Source organism: Streptomyces sp. HNM0645 (assembly GCF_030056615.1).
Classification (GTDB): domain Bacteria; phylum Actinomycetota; class Actinomycetes; order Streptomycetales; family Streptomycetaceae; genus Streptomyces; species Streptomyces marianii.
Genome location: NZ_JASHLT010000070.1, coordinates 1 through 16,444 on the forward strand (window position 1 = coordinate 1; position 16,444 = coordinate 16,444).

Below are 16,444 nucleotides of genomic sequence, written 5' to 3' on the forward strand. Positions count from 1 at the left end.
CCTCCTCGACCTACTCGACACCGACATCGGACAAACCCGCTGGCCACAGACCTGAAACGGTGACCCGCGAAGTCCGGGTCTAGACAACGGTCCCGAACGCGGACTGCCGGGCCTGCTCCGCAACGAGGCTCTCGCCCGGCGACCCGGCGACCCGGCCCCTTCCCGTCGCCCCGAGCGGGACAGCGCACCGTCAGCCGAGCGGGTGCGCCGCGAGCATGTCTCCCAGGGCCTCCTCGTGAGCCGCGGCGGGCCCGAGGGACAGCTCCAGTTGCTTGGCCCAGGCGTGGTACCGGTGCAGTGCGTAGTCGGTGTCGGCGCCGAATCCACCGTGCAGATGCTGTGCGGTCTGCACGATTCGGCGGACCCCCTCGGACGCCCAGATCTTCGCCACCGCCACATCACCGGTCACGGGCAGCGGTCCGCCCCGTGCGGCTCTCCGGCCGGCAGGTGCGCCGAGCCGCCAGGCCGCCTGCAGAAGCGTCGCCTCCATCGCCCTCAGATCGATGTACCGGTCGGCGGCCTGCACGGCCACGGCCTGGAAGGTGGCGATGGGGAAACCGAACTGCTCGCGCTTCCCCGTGTACTCGCTGGTCATGGACAGCACACGCTCGCCTAGGCCGAGGGCCAGGGCGCAGGTGCCGGTGGTGAGCAGGTCGCGCAGCCACTCCCAGGCGCCCTCGGCAGCGATCACATCGCCGCCGTCGATCCTCACACCGTCGAGCCGCACTTCGGCGAACAGTTCTCCGCTGGTGGAGACCTGTCCGGCGAGTGACACCCCTTCCCGGATCCGGGGGACCAGGGCGATCACGGCCCGGCAGTCCTCGGCGTGCGCGGGCACGGCGATGACGTCCGCGCACTGGGCCCATGGCACGGCGGTCTGTACCCCGTCGATGAGCCAGGAGTCCTCGCCGCGGGCGCGGCGTGCGGTGACGGCCAGCTCGGCAGGGTCGTGACCGGTGCGCCCACTGGCGCCGGCTGTCAGCACGAGCTCGCCGCGGCCGACTCGTGGAAGCAGTCGCGACGCGCACTCGGAGCCCCCGAACCGCTCGACGGCGGCCGCGACCGCGCCGGTCTCCAGCAACGGCACCCGCGCCAGCACTTTCGCCGATTCACGCAGGACCAGGCAGAGCGCGAGGGGATCCAGGCCGGCACCGCCGTATTCGGGCCCGAGGACCAGGCTCAGCAGATCCGCCGCGGCCAGCCCGGCCCACAGCGCGCGATCGATGTCCTCCGCCACGGCACCCGCGGTGAGGGCGGGACTCGGTACCGCGTCGGGTGCGACGCCCGAGAAGACCGCCCTGGCCGCCTCGACTGCCGCTTGCTGCTCCTCGGTGAAGGTGAAGTCCACAGCCCAGTCCCTCCCATGCACCGGCTATCTGACGGTCCGTCAAGATAGGCCAGGTTCCCGGGGAAGGGAATGGTGCCGTCAGCGGTCGAAGTCCAGTTCCACGTCCGAGGTCACCGGATGCGACTGACAGGCCAACACATAGCCGGCTTCCGTCTCCTCCGGCTCGAGGGCGAAGTTCCGGTCCATCCTGACCTCACCCGACACCACGAACGCCCGGCATGTCCCGCACACTCCGCCCTTGCAGGCGTAGGGGGCGTCGGAGCGGGCGCGCAGCACCGTCTCCAGCAGCGACTCGCCCTCCTCCACGGGCCAGGAACCGGAGCGTCCGTCCAACGTGGCCGTCAGCCTGCTGTGCGCGGGCGCCGCGATCGGGGCGGGGGCGGGCACGTCGTCCACATGGAAGATCTCTTCGTGGATCCGGCTCCGCTGGACGCCCAGCCCGCGCAGCGCCTGCTCGGCGCCCTGGACCAGCCCGTACGGTCCGCACAGGAACCAGCCGTCCACCTCCTGCACATCGAGCAGAGCCGGCAGCAGAACCGTCAGCCGCTCCCGGTCGAGCCGGCCCGAGGGCAGCCCGGTCTGCTGCTCCTCCCGGGAAAGTGCCGTCACCAGCTGAAAGCGGTCCGGGTAGCGGTCCTTGAGATCGGCCACCTCGTCCAGGAACATCGTCGAGGCCGCCGTACGGTCGCTGCGAACCAGGCAGAACCTGGCCCCCGGCTCCCTCTCCAGCAGCGTTGCCGCGATCGAGAGGACAGGGGTGATTCCGCTGCCGCCGACGATCGCCGCGAAGTGGCCGGCGCGTGGCTCCAGGACGAACCGGCCCATCGGTTGCATGACCTCGAGCGTGTCGCCGGCCGAGAGCTCCTTGAGGGCGTAGGACGAGAACTCGCCGCCGTCGACCAGCCTGATGCCCACGCGCAGCACGGCCTCCTCCCCGGCAGCGGCGGCCGGCGAGCAGATCGAGTACGTACGGCGGATCTCTTCGCCGTTCACCCCCGTGCGGCGCACGGCGATGTGCTGGCCCGGAGTGTGGCGGAAGGCCTCACGGAGCTCGGCGGGCACCGTGAGGGTGACGGCCACGGAATCGTCCGTGAGCCGCTCGACCTCGCTGACCCGGAGCGGATGGAACATCTACAACTCCTTGAAGTGGTCGAACGGTTCTCGGCAGCTGACACAGCGGCGCAGTGCCTTGCACGCGGTGGAGGAGAAGCGGCTCAGCAGTTCCGTGTCCGTGGAACCGCAGTGGGGACAGCGCACCGTGAGCGTGAGCGGAACGGGACCGTCCACGGCGGTCGGCCGCGGCGGGGCTATCCCGAACTCCGCCAGCTTGCGCCTGCCGTCCGCGCTGATGTCGTCCGTCGACCAGGCGGGGGATAGCACCTTGACGACCGACACCTCGGCCACGCCGTGCTCGTGCAGCACCCGTTCGATGTCGGCAGTCATCGCCTCGACGGCGGGGCAGCCTGTGTAGGTGGGGGTGAGCTCGACCTCGACCCTGCCGGGGCCGAGGATCTGCACCCCGCGCAGGACCCCGAGCTCCGCCAGGGTCAGCACCGGCAGCTCGGGGTCGGGCACCGAGCCGGCCAGCCGGCGCAGCTCCGCCTCGAGAGCGGTGTCGGTCCCACTCACCATGACGCCCCCGGGTGGCTCCGGTGCAGATGCTGCATCTCGGCCAGCATCCGTCCGAACGGCTCCGTGTGCAGCCCCTGCCGCCCCGCGCCGGCTGACCAGGCACCGGTGTCCGCTGTGTCGGGCACGGTCAGGGTGGCCCGCTTGAGCACGGTCGTGACGGACTCCAGCCAGGCCGCCCGCAGCGCATCCCGGTCCACGTCCAGGCCCTCGACGGGCTGGAACATCTCGCCGGTGAACCGCCACAGGGCATCGCAGGCGCGCTGCATCCGCTCATGGCTCTCGGCGGTGCCGTCGCCCAGGCGCAGCGTCCACTGCTCTGCGTGGTCCTGGTGGTAGGCGACCTCCTTGACGGCCTTGGCGGCGAGCCCGGAGAACTCGCTGTCCCCCGCCGCCAACTGCCCGTACAGCAGCCGCTGGTAGGTGGAGAAGTAGAGCTGGCGGGCGATGGTGTGTGCGAAGTCGCCGTTCGGCTGCTCCACGAGCTGGAGGTTCCGGAAGGCTCGCTCCTCGCGCAGATAGGCCAGCTCGTCCTCGTCGCCGACGAGCGAGAGCAGCGTCCGGGCCTGCCCCAACAGGTCCAGCGCGATGTTGGCCAGGGCGACCTCTTCCTCCAGGACCGGGGCGTGACCGGCCCACTCCCCCAGCCGGTGCGAGAGCACCAGTGCGTCGTCGCCCAGGGCGAGTGCGGCGGTCACAGGTGCTTCACCCCTTCCGGGATCTCGTAGAAGGTCGGGTGGCGGTAGGGCTTGTCGGCGGAGGGCTCGAAGAAGGGGTCCTTCTCGTCGGGCGAGGAGGCGGTGATCGCCGTGGAGGGAACCACCCAGATCGACACGCCCTCGTTGCGCCGGGTGTAGAGGTCACGGGCGTTGCGCAGGGCCATCTCGGCGTCGGGCGCGTGCAGGCTGCCCGCGTGGGTGTGGGACAGGCCGCGGCGCGAGCGCACGAATACCTCCCACAGCGGCCAGTCCGTCGAGCTGCTCATGCCGTCGCCTCCACCTGTGCCTCGTCGGACTCCGTGCCCGACCCGTCCGACGCTGTTGACCCGTGCAGCGCCCCGGGGCGGCCGGAGGCGCGCTTGGCGGCATGGGCCGCGGCTGCCTCGCGCACCCAGGCGCCGTCCTCGTGGGCCTTGCGGCGCTGGGTGATCCGCTGCTCGTTGCACGGTCCGTTGCCCTTGAGGACCTGCCAGAACTCGTCCCAGTCGATGGCGCCGAAGTCGTGGTGACCGCGCTCCTCGTTCCAGCGCAGGTCCGGGTCCGGCAGGGTCAGGCCCAGGGCCTCCGCCTGCGGGACGCAGATGTCCACGAACCGCTGGCGCAGCTCGTCGTTGGAATGCCGCTTGATCTTCCAGGCCATGGACTGTGCGGAGTGGGCCGACGCGTCGTCCGGGGGGCCGAACATCATCAGGGACGGCCACCACCAGCGGTCCACCGCGTCCTGGGCCATCTCGTGCTGGGCGGGTGTGCCCTGGGAGAGGGCCAGCAGCAGCTCGTACCCCTGGCGCTGGTGGAAGGACTCCTCCTTGCAGATCCGGACCATCGCGCGGGCGTACGGACCGTAGGAGCAGCGGCAGAGCGGAACCTGGTTGGTGATGGCGGCGCCGTCGACCAGCCAGCCGATCGCGCCGACGTCGGCCCAGGTCAGCGTCGGATAGTTGAAGATCGAGGAGTACTTCTGGCGGCCCGAGTGGAGCTTGTCGAGCAGCTCGTCCCGGCCCACGCCGAGCGTCTCCGTGGCGCTGTACAGGTACAGGCCGTGGCCTGCCTCGTCCTGGACCTTGGCCATGAGAATGGCCTTGCGGCGCAGCGAGGGCGCGCGCGTGATCCAGTTCGCCTCGGGCTGCATGCCGATGATCTCCGAGTGCGCGTGCTGTGCCATCTGGCGGACCAGCGAGGCGCGGTAGTCGTCGGGCATCCAGTCGCGGGGCTCGATGCGCTCGTCGGCCGCCACGGCAGCGTCGAACCGCGCCTGGTGCGTCGAAGCCGCAGTCGTCCCTGCTGTCACTGCCGTCATCGGACCCCCTACCGACCGATCGTTCGGTTGAATGACTTCAATGGTGAGTCGGCGGCCCGTAAGGTGTCAACCCTGTGGACAGCCGCGGTGGACCAAGGGGATCGGGGCGGGATGGACTCGTACGACGGCGACGGTGCCGCGGGCGCCGGAGCGGTTCCGCCCGTCGTGCCGGGCGCGATACGTGATTCGGGCAGCTCAGGCGGTCCGGACCGGCGCGGCGCGACGACCGGTGACGGTGCGACCGGCGACCCGGGAGCGCCCGCGCCCGCCGGCCCCGCGGACGACGCGACCGGAGCCGGCGACCCGGGCGAGGCGCCGCTCCGGCAGCGCCCGTCCGGCGGTATCGCGGCCCTCTCCCTCCCCTACCAGGTCGTGGCCGCGGTCGCCCTCGGGCTGGTCGCCGTCCTCGCGGGCGTCCACCTGGCCATGGTGTTCCTGCACGTCGCGCCGTCGAACACGCTGACCAAGCAGTACGGCAAGGGGGTCGACGAGTGGGTCTACCCCGAGTTCGAGCAGAACTGGAAGCTCTTCGCGCCCAACCCGCTCCAGCAGAACATCGCGGTCCATGTGCGCGCCGAGGTCGCCGGACGTGACGGCAGCCGCCGGACGAGCGACTGGATCGACCTCTCGGCCGAGGACGGCGAGGCGATCCGGGGCAACCTCCTCCCCAGCCATGTGCACCAGAACGAACTGCGCAGGGGCTGGGACTTCTACGGCAACTCCCACACGGACGACAACAAGCCCAACGGCCTGCGTGGCCGGCTCTCCGAGCGCTACGTCCGCCGCATCGTGATGACGCGCCTGGACGACCACGACCTGGGCGGACGCGTCGAGCGCATCCAGCTCCGTTCCACCACCCGCTCGGTCAAGGCACCGTTGTGGAGCCGCGAGAAGATCGACACCCGCCCGTACTACCGGATGCTCCCCTGGTGGACCGTGACCTCCGCAGATCTGCCCCTCGACGTGCGCAACGGCGCGAACGACGAGGAGGCGGGCCGGTGACCCAGCCACTCGACCGCCGGCTCGCCGCCGCCGTCCAGCGGGTGACGTCGACGGCCCTCGGTCCGTACCAGAGTGCGATCGTCCGGATCGGCTTCTCCCTGACCTGGCTGCTGTTCCTGCTGCGCGAGTTCCCGCACCGCCGCGAGCTGTACGGCCCGGACGGCCCCTGGGGCTGGGACATGGCCCAGCAGCTGATCGCCGAGAACCACGCGTTCACCGCGCTCATGTGGTCGGACAGCGCCGTCTGGTTCGAGACCGTGTACACCGTCGCGGTGCTGTCCGCCGTGCTGCTGCTGCTCGGCTGGCGCACCCGCGCCATGTCGGTGGTCTTCATGGTCGGCGTGCTGTCACTGCAGAACCGGTCCATCTTCATGGGCGACGGCGGCGACAACGTGATCCATCTGATGGCGGTCTATCTCGTGTTCACCCGCTGCGGCCAGGTCTGGTCCCTGGACGCCCGGCGGGCGCGGCGCACGGCGGATGCCGCGGACCGGGCGCCGGACCGCTGGGGGCCGGTGCTCTGGGTGGTGCTCGGTCTGCTGCTCCTCGTCGGGTCGCTGACGCACCGGACCGGCGGGGAATGGTGGCTGACCCTCCTGCTCTGGGGGCTGTGGGGCTGCCAGGGCGTGTGGTGGGCGGTGAACCGCCGAGCGCCGCGCAGCGAGCTCCGCACCCTTCTCGACGTCCTTGCCAACCTCGCCCACAACGCCGCCCTCGTGGTGATCATGGCGGAGGTCTGCCTGATCTACGCCACGGCCGGCTGGTACAAGATCCAGGGCTCCCGGTGGCAGGACGGCAGCGCGCTGTACTACCCGCTCAAACTCGACTACTTCACGCCCTGGCCCGCGCTCTCAGACATCCTCGCCAACAGCGGGCTGATGGTGATGGTGCTGACCTACGGCACGGTGATCGTGCAGGTCGCGTTCCCCTTCACGCTGTTCAACCGCAAGGTCAAGAACGTCCTGCTGGTGGCCATGATGCTGGAGCACGCCGGTATCGCCCTCCTGCTCGGACTGCCGTTCTTCTCCCTCGCGATGATCGCCGCCGACGCCGTCTTCCTGCCCACCTCCTTCCTGCGCCGGCTCGGCGGCTGGGCGGCCGGCGCCAGGGACCGGGTCCTGCGGCGGGCGGTACGGATCCCCGAGCAGCGCGCTACACCCGAGGAGCAGGCCACCCGTACTCTCGTCGGGTGAGCACCGAGACCCAGGAACCCGTTCAGTACGACGACGGCTACGGCCCGGAGGTGGGCGTCGGTCCCCATCCGGCCCCGTGGCCGGACGGGGAGCCGTACGACCCCGAACTGCTCGCGGCCGGGGACCGGCGCAACGTGGTCGACCGGTACCGCTACTGGACGCGGGAGGCGATCGTCGCCGACCTGGACACCCGGCGGCACGACTTCCACGTGGCCGTGGAGAACTGGGGCCACGACTTCAACATCGGCTCCGTGGTCAGGACCGCCAACGCCTTCCTGGCCAAGGAGATCCACATCGTGGGGCGGCGGCGCTGGAACCGGCGTGGGGCGATGGTCACCGACCGCTACCAGCACGTGCGCCACCACCCAGACAGCGAGTCGCTGACCGCCTGGGCGGCCGCCGAGGAGCTCCCGATCATCGGGATCGACAATCTGCCGGGCGCGGTCCCCCTGGAGCGGACCGTGCTCCCGAGGCGCTGTGTGCTCCTCTTCGGCCAGGAAGGGCCCGGGCTCACCGAGGAGGCGCGGAAGCACGCCGCCATGGTGTGCTCGATCGCCCAGTTCGGCTCCACCCGCTCGATCAACGCCGGTGCGGCCGCCGCGATCGCCATGCACTCCTGGATCCAGCGGTACGCGGACGTCCCGCCTGTGTCCTGACCCGCCGACGAGAGCGACGTCCGGCCCGCTCACGCGAGCGGGCCGGACGTCGCCGGGCCGGGCGGCATGGGCCGGAGGTCAGGCCTGGCGGCGGATCTCCACCATGCGGAAGCGGTTGGACACGAAGGCGCCGTCGCACAGGGCCGCATTGGCCGCGGGGTTGCCCCCGGAGCCGTGGAAGTCCGAGAACGCCGCCGTCTGGTTCACATAGACGCCGCCCGTGAGGTTCAGGGAGAGCTGCGCCGACTCCTCCAGGCAGACCTCCTCGACCGCACGCTCGGTCTCCGCCGAGGTCGTGTACGCGCCGACCGTCATCGCGCCCTTGTCGCGCACCGTGCGCCGAAGCAACTCCAGCGCGTCGCTCGTCGAGTCGACCGCGACGGCGAAGGACACCGGCCCGAAGCACTCGGACATGAACGACGCCTCGTCGTCCGGCTTGGCACCGTCCAGCTTCACGATCACGGGTGTGCGCACGACGGCGTCGGGGAACTCCGGATTGGCGACCTCGCGGGAGGGCAGTGCCACCTCTCCCAGACCCGCCGCAGCCTCGAGGCGTGCCTTCACATCCGGGTTCACCAGGGCGCCCAGCAGGGCGTTCGCCCGGCCGTCGTCGCCGAGCAGACCGCTCACGGAAGCCGCGATGTCGGCGACGACCTCGTCGTACGACTTGGGGCCGGCGTCCGTGGTGATGCCGTCGCGCGGAATGAGCAGGTTCTGCGGGGTGGTGCACATCTGGCCGCTGTACAGGGACAGCGAGAACGCCAGGTTCGACAGCATCCCTCTGTAGTCGTCGGTGGAGTCGATCACCACCGTGTTGACGCCGGCCTTCTCCGTGTAGACCTGGGCCTGGCGGGCGTTCTCCTCGAGCCAGTCGCCGAACTCGGTCGACCCGGTGTAGTCGATGATCTTGATCTCCGGGCGGAGCGCGAGCGTCTTGGCGATGCCCTCGCCCGGGCGCTCGGCGGCCAGGGCCACCAGGTTCGGGTCGAAGCCCGCCTCGCCCAGCACCTCACGGGCGATCCGGACCGTCATGGCGAGCGGGAGGACCGCGCGCGGGTGGGGCTTCACCAGCACGGGGTTGCCGGTGGCCAGCGAGGCGAACAGACCCGGGTAGCCGTTCCACGTCGGGAAGGTGTTGCAGCCGATCAGCAGCGCGATGCCGCGCGGGGCGGCCGTGAAGGACTTCCGGAGCTCCAGCGGGTCCCGCTTGCCCTGGGGCTTGGACCAGTGGGCGGTCTGCGGCGTGCGCGTCTGCTCCTCGTAGGCGTACGCCACCGCCTCCAGACCACGGTCCTGGGCGTGCGGGCCGCCGGCCTGGAGCGCCATCATGAACGCCTGGCCGCTCGTGTGCATGACCGCGTGGGCGAACTCGTGGGTGCGTGCGCTGATCCGCGACAGGACCTCCAGGCAGACCAGGGCGCGCGTCTCCGGGCCCGCGTCGCGCCAGGCGGCCATGCCCGCGCGCATCGCGGGCAGCAGGACGTCGAGGTCCGGGTGCGGATACTCGATGCCCAGCTCCGGTCCGTACGGCGACACCTCTCCGCCGGTCCAGCCGTCGGTGCCGGGCTGGTCGAGCTCGAAACGCGAGCCGAGCAGGGCCTGGTACGCCGCGAGGCCGTCGGCCGCGCCGGTCTCGCCGTACGCCTTCGGGTGCTCGGGGTGGGGCGACCAGTACGCCCGGGTGCGGATCACCTCGAGAGCCCGGTCGAGCGTCGGCCGGTGGGTCTCGGTCAGCTGCATGGCAGACCAACTCCTCGGTGAGCTGGGCAGGGGAACGCGGACAGAGTTAGAGTAACCGAACGATCGGTCGGGACAAGGGGGGTCCGCAGATCCTGTGCATGACTCGTAGGGGAGGATCACTGCCATGACCGTCACCGACGCCGCAGGGAGCCCGAGCGGCACCGACGCCATCGCCCCCAGCCGCACCGTCGCCGTCGTGGGCGCCGGCACCATGGGGCAGGGCATCGCGCAGGTCGCGCTGCTCGCCGGCCATCGTGTGCGCCTCCACGACGTCGCTCCCGGCCAGGCGGAGTCCGGCGCGGGCGAGATCCTGACCCGCCTCGAGCGGCTGGTCGAGAAGGGGCGGCTGGAGGAGGAGGCCCGCGGCGCGGCGGCGCTCCGGCTGTCGTCCACGACGGAGATCGCCGAGCTCGCGGACAGCGCGCTCGTCATCGAGGCCGTCGTCGAGGACCTCACCGTCAAGCAGGAGCTCTTCCGCGCGCTCGAGGAGGTCGTCGCCGACGACTGCCTCCTCGCCACCAACACCTCCTCCCTGTCCGTCACCGCCGTCGCGGGCGCGCTGCGCCGTCCCGGACGCTTCGTCGGACTGCACTTCTTCAACCCGGCGCCGCTTCTTCCGCTGGTCGAGGTCGTCAGCGGCTTCGCCACCGACGAGGACGCGGCCGCCCGCGCACACGAGACGGCGAAGGCGTGGGGCAAGACCCCGGTCCGCTGCGCGGACACCCCCGGCTTCATCGTCAACCGCATCGCCCGGCCGTTCTACGCCGAGGCCTTCGCGGTCCACGAGGAGCGCGGCGCGGACCCCGCCACCATCGACGCGGTCCTGCGCGAGTGCGGCGGATTCAGGATGGGCCCGTTCGAGCTCACCGACCTGATCGGCCAGGACGTCAACGAGGCCGTCACCCGCTCCGTGTGGGAGTCGTTCTTCCGGAGCCCCAAGTTCGCACCGTCGCTCGCCCAGCGCCGTCTCGTGGAGTCGGGTCGCCTGGGGCGCAAGTCGTGCCACGGGTGGTACGCCTACGAGGACGGCGCGGAGCGTCCCGAGCCGCACACCGCCCCGGAGACCGAGCCCCCGCCGCACATCACCGTGGAGGGCGACCTGGGGCCGGCCCGGGCCCTGATCACGCTGTGCCGGGAGTCCGGCATCACGGTGTACGAGGAGGACGAGGACCGCGGGACCCGCATCCTGCTCCCGAGCGGCGGGCAGCTCGCGCTCGCGGACGGGCAGACGTCGGCGGAGTTCCGTGACGTCGTCTACTTCGACCTGGCCCTCGACTACCGGTCGGCGACCAGGATCGCCCTGTCCGCTTCGGAGGTCACCGGCTGGGAGACCCTGCGGCAGTCGATAGGCCTCTTCCAGGCCCTCGGCAAGAAGGTCAGCGTCATCGGCGACGTGCCCGGCATGATCGTCGCACGGACGGTCGCGATGCTCGTGGACGCCGCGGCCGACGCCGTCGCCAAGGGGGTCGCCTCCCCGGAGGACATCGACACCGCCATGCGGCTCGGGGTCAACTACCCGGTCGGCCCCGTGGAATGGGGGCACCGGCTGGGCCGCGCCTGGGCGCACGAGCTCCTCGACGAACTCCACGCGCGCGTGCCGACCGGCCGCTATGCGCCGTCACTGGGCCTCTACCGCCAGTCGTACGTCCGGATGAAGGGCGAGCAGGCCTCATGACCACCGCGAAGCGCGACACGTACACCCCGGAGACGCTGCTGTCCGTCGCCGTCGGGGTCTTCAACGAACGCGGCTACGACGGCACTTCCATGGAGCATCTCTCCAAGGCCGCGGGTATCTCCAAGTCGTCGATATACCACCACGTGGCCGGCAAGGAGGAACTGCTGAGGCGGGCCGTCAGCCGCGCCCTCGACGGGCTCTTCGGGATCCTCGAGGAGCCGGGCGCGACGCGCGGACGGGCGCTGGAACGGGTGGAGTACGTGACCCGCCGCACCGTCGAGGTGCTGATGGCGGAGCTGCCCTACGTCACGCTGCTGCTGCGGGTCCGGGGCAACACCAGGACCGAGCGGTGGGCGATGGAACGGCGCCGCGAGTTCGACCACCGGGTCGCCGATCTTCTCAAGGCGGCCGCGGCGGACGGCGACCTGCGCGCGGACATGGACACGAGGCTGGCGACGCGGCTGCTGTTCGGCATGGTCAACTCCCTGGTGGAGTGGTACAGGCCGCAGGCCGGTACCGGCTACGACCGGCAGCAGGTCGCGGACGCGGTGGTCCGGCTGGCCTTCGACGGCCTGCGGACGGCGTCCTGAGCCGGGGCCCGCGTGCCGCGGGCGTACGGCGTCGCGGGCCCGGATCGCGCCCGGGGCCGGGGCGCGCCGAGCCGGACGGCCTCGCCGTGGTCCGGCCCGGCGGGGCACCGCCCCGGGCCGGGTACGGTGACGAGCGCCCGCACGGGCCTCAGCGCGCCGGGTCCGGATCCAGGTCCGTCTCCTCGAAGACCAGCAGTGTGCGGGTGGACAGCACCTCGGGGATCGCCTGGAGCCTGGTCAGCACCAGTTCGCGCAGGGTGCGGTTGTCCGGCGTGTGGACCAGGAGCAGCACGTCGAAGTCGCCGCTGACCAGCGCTATGTGGGCGGCCCCGGGTAGTGCCTGGAGCTGCTCGCGCACCGTCCGCCACGAGTTCTGGACGATCTTCAGGGTGATGTAGGCCGAGGCGCCGTGGCCGGCGCGCTCGTGGTTCACCCGTGCGCTGAAGCCCCGGATCACTCCGTCGTCGATCAGCCGGTTGATGCGGGCGTAGGCGTTGGCCCGCGACACATGGACGCGTTCGGCCACGGACCGTATCGAGGCGCGGCCGTCCGTCTGGAGGATGCGGAGGATGTCGCGGTCGATCGCGTCCAGGGCGCGCGCCGGCCGCCCCCGGTCCGCGCCGGGCACCGCTGCGTAGACCGTGTGGTCCCCGTCGTCGGCCATTTGTTCAGCTGTCACGTCCCCCCACCTTTCCGCCGTGGACGACCTGCTCCTATCCCAGGCTGTGGAGAACCGTTTGTCCACAGGCTGAAGGTGCCTGTAGCCAAAATGCGCCCACGACCGAACAATCGGTAGGTGAGGCGCCTCACACTCCGCGCCCTTCATGGGTCCTTATGCCCGCTCCCACGAGGAGGTGCTCGCGTTGAAGAAGAGCAGCATGACGGTCCAGGAGCGGCCGGGTGCGGCCTACCGGCCCACCCCGCCGCCCGCCTGGAAGCCCCGCACCGACCCTGCGCCGCTGCTTCCCGACCCGGAGCCGTACCGGGTCCTCGGCACCGACGCCGCGGCCGGGGCCGACCCCGAGCTGCTTCTGCGGCTGTACGCGGAGCTGGTCCGCGGCCGCAGGTACAACGCGCAGGCGACCGCCCTCACCAAGCAGGGCAGGCTCGCCGTGTATCCGTCGAGCACAGGCCAGGAGGCCTGCGAGGTCGCCGCCGCCCTCGCGCTGGAGGAGCGCGACTGGTTGTTCCCCAGCTACCGGGACACCCTCGCCGCGGTGGCCCGCGGGCTCGACCCGGTGCAGGCACTGACGCTGCTGCGCGGTGACTGGCACACCGGTTACGACCCGTACGAGCACCGCATCGCCCCGCTGTCCACCCCACTCGCCACCCAGCTGCCCCACGCCGTGGGTCTGGCCCACGCCGCGCGGCTCAAGGGCGACGACGTCGTGGCGCTCGCCATGGTCGGCGACGGCGGCACCAGCGAGGGCGACTTCCACGAGGCGCTCAACTTCGCCGCCGTCTGGCGGGCGCCAGTCGTCTTCCTCGTGCAGAACAACGGCTTCGCGATCTCCGTGCCGCTGTCCAAGCAGACCGCGGCCCCTTCCCTCGCGCACAAGGCCGTGGGGTACGGAATGCCCGGTCGGCTCGTCGACGGCAACGACGCGGCGGCGGTGCACGAGGTGCTCGGCGAAGCCGTCGCACGGGCCCGGCGGGGCGGTGGTCCGACCCTCGTCGAGGCGATCACCTACCGCATCGACGCGCACACGAACGCCGACGACGCCACCCGGTACCGGGGTGAGAGCGAGGTCGAGGCCTGGCGCGAGCACGACCCGATCCGGCTGCTGGAGACGGAGCTGACGGGCCGGGGACTGCTCGACGAGGACGGAGTACGGTCGGCCGCCGAGGCCGCCGATGCGATGGCGGCCCGGCTGAGGGAGCGGATGAACGCGGATCCCGTGCTGAACCCGATGGACCTGTTCGAGCACGTGTACGCCGAGCAGACCAGTCAGCTGCGGGAGCAGGCCGCCCAGCTGCGGGCCGAGATGGACGCCGAGAGCGGAGAGGGCGCCCACGGCGCGGAGGGTGACGCACGATGAGCACGGCAACCGCACGGCAGGCCAAGCCCGCCACGATGGCGCAGGCCCTCCAGCGCGCGATGCGCGACGCCATGGCCGAGGACCCGACCGTCCACGTCATGGGCGAGGACGTCGGCACCCTCGGCGGGGTCTTCCGGGTCACGGACGGGCTCGCCAAGGAGTTCGGCGAGGACCGGTGCACCGACACCCCGCTGGCCGAGGCCGGCATCCTCGGCACGGCCGTCGGCATGGCGATGTACGGGCTGCGTCCCGTCGTCGAGATGCAGTTCGACGCCTTCGCCTATCCGGCGTTCGAGCAACTGATCAGCCATGTCTCCCGGATGCGCAACCGGACGCGCGGGGCGATGCCGCTGCCGATCACCGTGCGGGTGCCCTACGGCGGCGGCATCGGAGGCGTCGAGCACCACAGCGACTCCTCCGAGGCGTACTACATGGCGACCCCGGGGCTCCACGTCGTCACACCGGCGACGGTCGAGGACGCGTACGGACTGCTGCGGGAGGCCATCGCCTCCGACGACCCCGTGGTCTTCCTGGAGCCGAAGCGGCTTTACTGGTCCAAAGCCGACTGGTCGCCGGACGCCCCGGCGGCCGTGGAACCCATCGGCCGCGCGGTGGTGCGCCGCCAGGGGCGCAGCGCCACGCTCATCACCTACGGTCCCTCCGTGCCGGTCTGCATGGAGGCGGCGGAGGCCGCCGAGGCCGAGGGCTGGGACCTGGAGGTCGTGGATCTGCGTTCGCTCGTGCCGTTCGACGACGAGACCGTGTGCGCCTCCGTGCGCCGCACGGGCCGGGCCGTCGTCGTCCACGAGTCGACGGGTTTCGGCGGTCCGGGCGGCGAGATCGCGGCCAGGGTGACCGAGCGCTGCTTCCACCACCTCGAGGCCCCCGTGCTGAGGGTGGCCGGTTTCGACATTCCCTACCCGCCGCCGATGCTGGAGCGTCACCATCTGCCGGGTGTGGACCGGGTACTGGACGCCGTGGCACGGCTGCAGTGGGAGGCGGAGAGCTGATGGCCCAGGTGCTCGAATTCAGGCTGCCGGACCTCGGTGAAGGACTGACCGAGGCGGAGATCGTCCGCTGGCTGGTGGACGTTGGCGATGTCGTCGCCGTCGACCAGCCGGTCGTCGAGGTCGAGACGGCAAAGGCGATGGTCGAGGTGCCCTGCCCGTACGCGGGTGTGGTCACGCAGCGCTTCGGTGACGAAGGGGCGGAGCTTCCCGTCGGGGCTCCCCTGCTCACCGTCGCGGTGGGCGCGACGGAGCCCGTCCCCGACGGTTCCGCCGAGGGTGCCGGCACCGCCGCGAGCCGGGAGGCGGAGTCCTCGGGCAACGTCCTCGTGGGCTACGGGACGGGTGCACCGGCGGCCCGCCGCCGGAGGGTCCGCCCGTCGGCGCCCATCGGCGGCAGGTCCGCCCCCACGGGCGACGCACGTACCGCGAGCGGTGGTGGACCCGTCGCGTCGGCTCCCGGACCTGTGCCGGGTGGGACGTCCGGGGCGTCCACCGCGGGACGCGAACCGGTCTGGGACAGCGCCGTGGAGAGCCCGGCGCCCGACGCGCCGCGCGGCACCCCCGCCCAGGGCGACGTCGGCCTCGAAGCCGTCCCGTCCGCCCACGAAGGTCCGGTCGCGGTCATCTCACCGCTGGTGCGGCGGCTGGCCCGGGACAACGGGGTCGATCTGCGAGCGCTACGGGGGTCCGGGCCGGACGGGCTGGTCCTGCGCGTGGACGTGGAGCACGCCGTGCGGGCCCGGGCCGGCGCGGCCGAGCAGCACGTCGCGGCACAGCCGCCGGTTCCCGCCACCGCCGCCAAGCCCGCACCGGCGACCGGCGCCGCGCACGGCGCGGCCACCGGTGAGCGGATTCCGCTGCGCGGGGTGCGCGGCGCCGTCGCGGAAAAGCTCTCCCGCAGCCGCCGGGAGATTCCGGACGCGACCTGCTGGGTCGACGCGGACGCCACCGAACTCATGGCCGCCCGCGGGGCCATGAACGCGGCGGGTGGGCCGAAGATCTCGCTGCTTGCCCTGCTGGCCCGTATCTGCACGGCGGCGCTCGCCCGCCACCCGGAGCTCAACTCCACGGTGGATCTCGAGACGAGGGAGATCGTGCGGCTGCCCGGGATCCATCTGGGCTTCGCGGCCCAGACCGACCGAGGCCTGGTCGTCCCGGTCGTCCGTGACGCACAGGACCGCACGGCGGAGTCGCTCACCGAGGAGTTCGCGCGGCTCACCGACAAGGCCCGCCAGGGCAGCCTCACCCCGGCCGATCTCACGGGCGGCACGTTCACGCTGAACAACTACGGCGTGTTCGGGGTCGACGGCTCCACGCCGATCATCAACCACCCGGAGGCGGCCATGCTCGGTGTCGGCCGTATCGTGCCCAAGCCCTGGGTGCACGAGGGGCAGCTCGCCGTCCGCCAGGTCGTGCAGCTCTCGCTCACGTTCGACCACCGGGTGTGCGACGGAGGCACGGCCGGCGGCTTCCTCCGGTACGTGGCGGACTGCGTGGAGCAGCCCGCGGTGCTGCTGCGCACTCTCTGATCTGCGCGGTAGCCCGG

General features: G+C 71.7%; 16 protein-coding genes. 8 read left to right on the forward strand and 8 right to left on the reverse strand.

Annotation, left to right across the window (positions count from 1 at the left end; all coding sequences use genetic code 11):
• Window positions 1-190: 190 nt before the first annotated feature.
• The 6 genes from QMZ92_RS33150 to paaA all read right to left on the reverse strand — a co-directional run bounded on the left by QMZ92_RS33150 (window position 191) and on the right by paaA (window position 4,993).
• Entirely contained in the window at window positions 191-1,348 is a 1,158-nt protein-coding gene (locus QMZ92_RS33150) for an acyl-CoA dehydrogenase family protein (protein WP_283301279.1), read from the reverse strand.
• A 78-nt stretch (window positions 1,349-1,426) separates the two neighbouring features.
• Entirely contained in the window at window positions 1,427-2,479 is a 1,053-nt protein-coding gene (locus tag QMZ92_RS33155; RefSeq protein WP_283301280.1) for a 2Fe-2S iron-sulfur cluster-binding protein, read from the reverse strand.
• Window positions 2,480-2,980, reverse strand: a complete 501-nt coding sequence (gene paaD / locus QMZ92_RS33160; RefSeq protein WP_283301281.1) for a 1,2-phenylacetyl-CoA epoxidase subunit PaaD — start codon at window positions 2,978-2,980, stop codon at window positions 2,480-2,482. It abuts the gene before it with no gap.
• The gene (paaC, locus tag QMZ92_RS33165; protein WP_283301282.1) at window positions 2,974-3,675 is read right to left on the reverse strand and encodes a 1,2-phenylacetyl-CoA epoxidase subunit PaaC; all 702 of its coding nucleotides are present in this window, start codon (window positions 3,673-3,675) and stop codon (window positions 2,974-2,976) included. Before paaC ends, paaD begins: the two co-directional genes overlap by 7 nt.
• Window positions 3,672-3,962 (reverse strand): 1,2-phenylacetyl-CoA epoxidase subunit PaaB, encoded by a 291-nt coding sequence (gene paaB, locus QMZ92_RS33170; RefSeq protein ID WP_266380441.1) that lies wholly within the window; start codon window positions 3,960-3,962, stop codon window positions 3,672-3,674. Before paaB ends, paaC begins: the two co-directional genes overlap by 4 nt.
• The gene (paaA, locus tag QMZ92_RS33175) at window positions 3,959-4,993 is read right to left on the reverse strand and encodes a 1,2-phenylacetyl-CoA epoxidase subunit PaaA (protein ID WP_283301283.1); all 1,035 of its coding nucleotides are present in this window, start codon (window positions 4,991-4,993) and stop codon (window positions 3,959-3,961) included. Before paaA ends, paaB begins: the two co-directional genes overlap by 4 nt.
• Before the next feature lie 111 nt (window positions 4,994-5,104).
• Between paaA and QMZ92_RS33180 the strand changes: the two genes are divergently transcribed.
• Genes QMZ92_RS33180 through QMZ92_RS33190 form a run of 3 tightly spaced genes read left to right on the forward strand, consistent with a single transcriptional unit; the run spans window position 5,105 to window position 7,844 of the window.
• Window positions 5,105-5,995 carry a DUF5819 family protein gene (locus QMZ92_RS33180; RefSeq protein ID WP_283301284.1) on the forward strand — a complete coding sequence of 297 codons (891 nt, stop codon included), beginning with the start codon at window positions 5,105-5,107 and terminating at the stop codon, window positions 5,993-5,995.
• The gene (locus QMZ92_RS33185) at window positions 5,992-7,188 is read left to right on the forward strand and encodes an HTTM domain-containing protein (RefSeq protein WP_283301285.1); all 1,197 of its coding nucleotides are present in this window, start codon (window positions 5,992-5,994) and stop codon (window positions 7,186-7,188) included. The genes QMZ92_RS33180 and QMZ92_RS33185 overlap by 4 nt, the downstream gene beginning before the upstream one ends.
• A complete protein-coding gene (locus QMZ92_RS33190) occupies window positions 7,185-7,844 on the forward strand; it encodes a TrmH family RNA methyltransferase (protein ID WP_283301286.1) in 660 nt (219 codons plus the stop codon). Before QMZ92_RS33185 ends, QMZ92_RS33190 begins: the two co-directional genes overlap by 4 nt.
• 78 nt (window positions 7,845-7,922) lie before the next feature.
• On the opposite strand, the gene paaN is transcribed toward QMZ92_RS33190, so the two are convergent.
• Entirely contained in the window at window positions 7,923-9,584 is a 1,662-nt protein-coding gene (gene paaN, locus QMZ92_RS33195) for a phenylacetic acid degradation protein PaaN (protein WP_283301287.1), read from the reverse strand.
• 124 nt (window positions 9,585-9,708) lie between these two features.
• Here paaN and QMZ92_RS33200 point away from each other — a divergent pair, with 124 nt between their 5' ends.
• Together QMZ92_RS33200 and QMZ92_RS33205 are read left to right on the forward strand one after the other, a co-directional pair.
• Window positions 9,709-11,259 carry a 3-hydroxyacyl-CoA dehydrogenase gene (locus tag QMZ92_RS33200; protein ID WP_283301288.1) on the forward strand — a complete coding sequence of 517 codons (1,551 nt, stop codon included), beginning with the start codon at window positions 9,709-9,711 and terminating at the stop codon, window positions 11,257-11,259.
• Entirely contained in the window at window positions 11,256-11,849 is a 594-nt protein-coding gene (locus QMZ92_RS33205; protein ID WP_138054150.1) for a TetR/AcrR family transcriptional regulator, read from the forward strand. The genes QMZ92_RS33200 and QMZ92_RS33205 overlap by 4 nt, the downstream gene beginning before the upstream one ends.
• Before the next feature lie 148 nt (window positions 11,850-11,997).
• Here QMZ92_RS33205 and QMZ92_RS33210 read toward each other — a convergent pair whose 3' ends face one another.
• Complete coding sequence (locus QMZ92_RS33210; protein WP_283301302.1) at window positions 11,998-12,513, reverse strand: Lrp/AsnC family transcriptional regulator; 516 nt, start codon at window positions 12,511-12,513, stop codon at window positions 11,998-12,000.
• A gap of 214 nt (window positions 12,514-12,727) precedes the next feature.
• On the opposite strand from QMZ92_RS33210, the gene pdhA reads away from it, so the two are divergent.
• Genes pdhA through QMZ92_RS33225 form a run of 3 tightly spaced genes read left to right on the forward strand, consistent with a single transcriptional unit; the run spans window position 12,728 to window position 16,427 of the window.
• Window positions 12,728-13,888, forward strand: a complete 1,161-nt coding sequence (pdhA, locus tag QMZ92_RS33215; protein WP_283301303.1) for a pyruvate dehydrogenase (acetyl-transferring) E1 component subunit alpha — start codon at window positions 12,728-12,730, stop codon at window positions 13,886-13,888.
• On the forward strand, window positions 13,885-14,898 hold the full coding sequence (locus tag QMZ92_RS33220; RefSeq protein WP_269729393.1) for an alpha-ketoacid dehydrogenase subunit beta: 1,014 nt from the start codon (window positions 13,885-13,887) through the stop codon (window positions 14,896-14,898). The genes pdhA and QMZ92_RS33220 overlap by 4 nt, the downstream gene beginning before the upstream one ends.
• Entirely contained in the window at window positions 14,898-16,427 is a 1,530-nt protein-coding gene (locus tag QMZ92_RS33225; RefSeq protein WP_283301290.1) for a dihydrolipoamide acetyltransferase family protein, read from the forward strand. Before QMZ92_RS33220 ends, QMZ92_RS33225 begins: the two co-directional genes overlap by 1 nt.
• Window positions 16,428-16,444 lie beyond the last annotated feature (17 nt).

Coding starts and splice junctions, on each gene's coding strand:
- QMZ92_RS33155 (WP_283301280.1), bottom strand. CDS start 2,479: ATGTTCCATCCGCTCCGGGTCAGCGAGGTCGAGCGGCTCACGGACGAT.
- paaD (WP_283301281.1), bottom strand. CDS start 2,980: ATGGTGAGTGGGACCGACACCGCTCTCGAGGCGGAGCTGCGCCGGCTG.
- paaB (WP_266380441.1), bottom strand. CDS start 3,962: ATGAGCAGCTCGACGGACTGGCCGCTGTGGGAGGTATTCGTGCGCTCG.
- paaA (WP_283301283.1), bottom strand. CDS start 4,993: ATGACGGCAGTGACAGCAGGGACGACTGCGGCTTCGACGCACCAGGCG.
- QMZ92_RS33180 (WP_283301284.1), top strand. CDS start 5,105: ATGGACTCGTACGACGGCGACGGTGCCGCGGGCGCCGGAGCGGTTCCG.
- paaN (WP_283301287.1), bottom strand. CDS start 9,584: ATGCAGCTGACCGAGACCCACCGGCCGACGCTCGACCGGGCTCTCGAG.
- QMZ92_RS33200 (WP_283301288.1), top strand. CDS start 9,709: ATGACCGTCACCGACGCCGCAGGGAGCCCGAGCGGCACCGACGCCATC.
- QMZ92_RS33205 (WP_138054150.1), top strand. CDS start 11,256: ATGACCACCGCGAAGCGCGACACGTACACCCCGGAGACGCTGCTGTCC.
- QMZ92_RS33210 (WP_283301302.1), bottom strand. CDS start 12,513: ATGGCCGACGACGGGGACCACACGGTCTACGCAGCGGTGCCCGGCGCG.
- pdhA (WP_283301303.1), top strand. CDS start 12,728: ATGACGGTCCAGGAGCGGCCGGGTGCGGCCTACCGGCCCACCCCGCCG.
- QMZ92_RS33220 (WP_269729393.1), top strand. CDS start 13,885: ATGAGCACGGCAACCGCACGGCAGGCCAAGCCCGCCACGATGGCGCAG.
- QMZ92_RS33225 (WP_283301290.1), top strand. CDS start 14,898: ATGGCCCAGGTGCTCGAATTCAGGCTGCCGGACCTCGGTGAAGGACTG.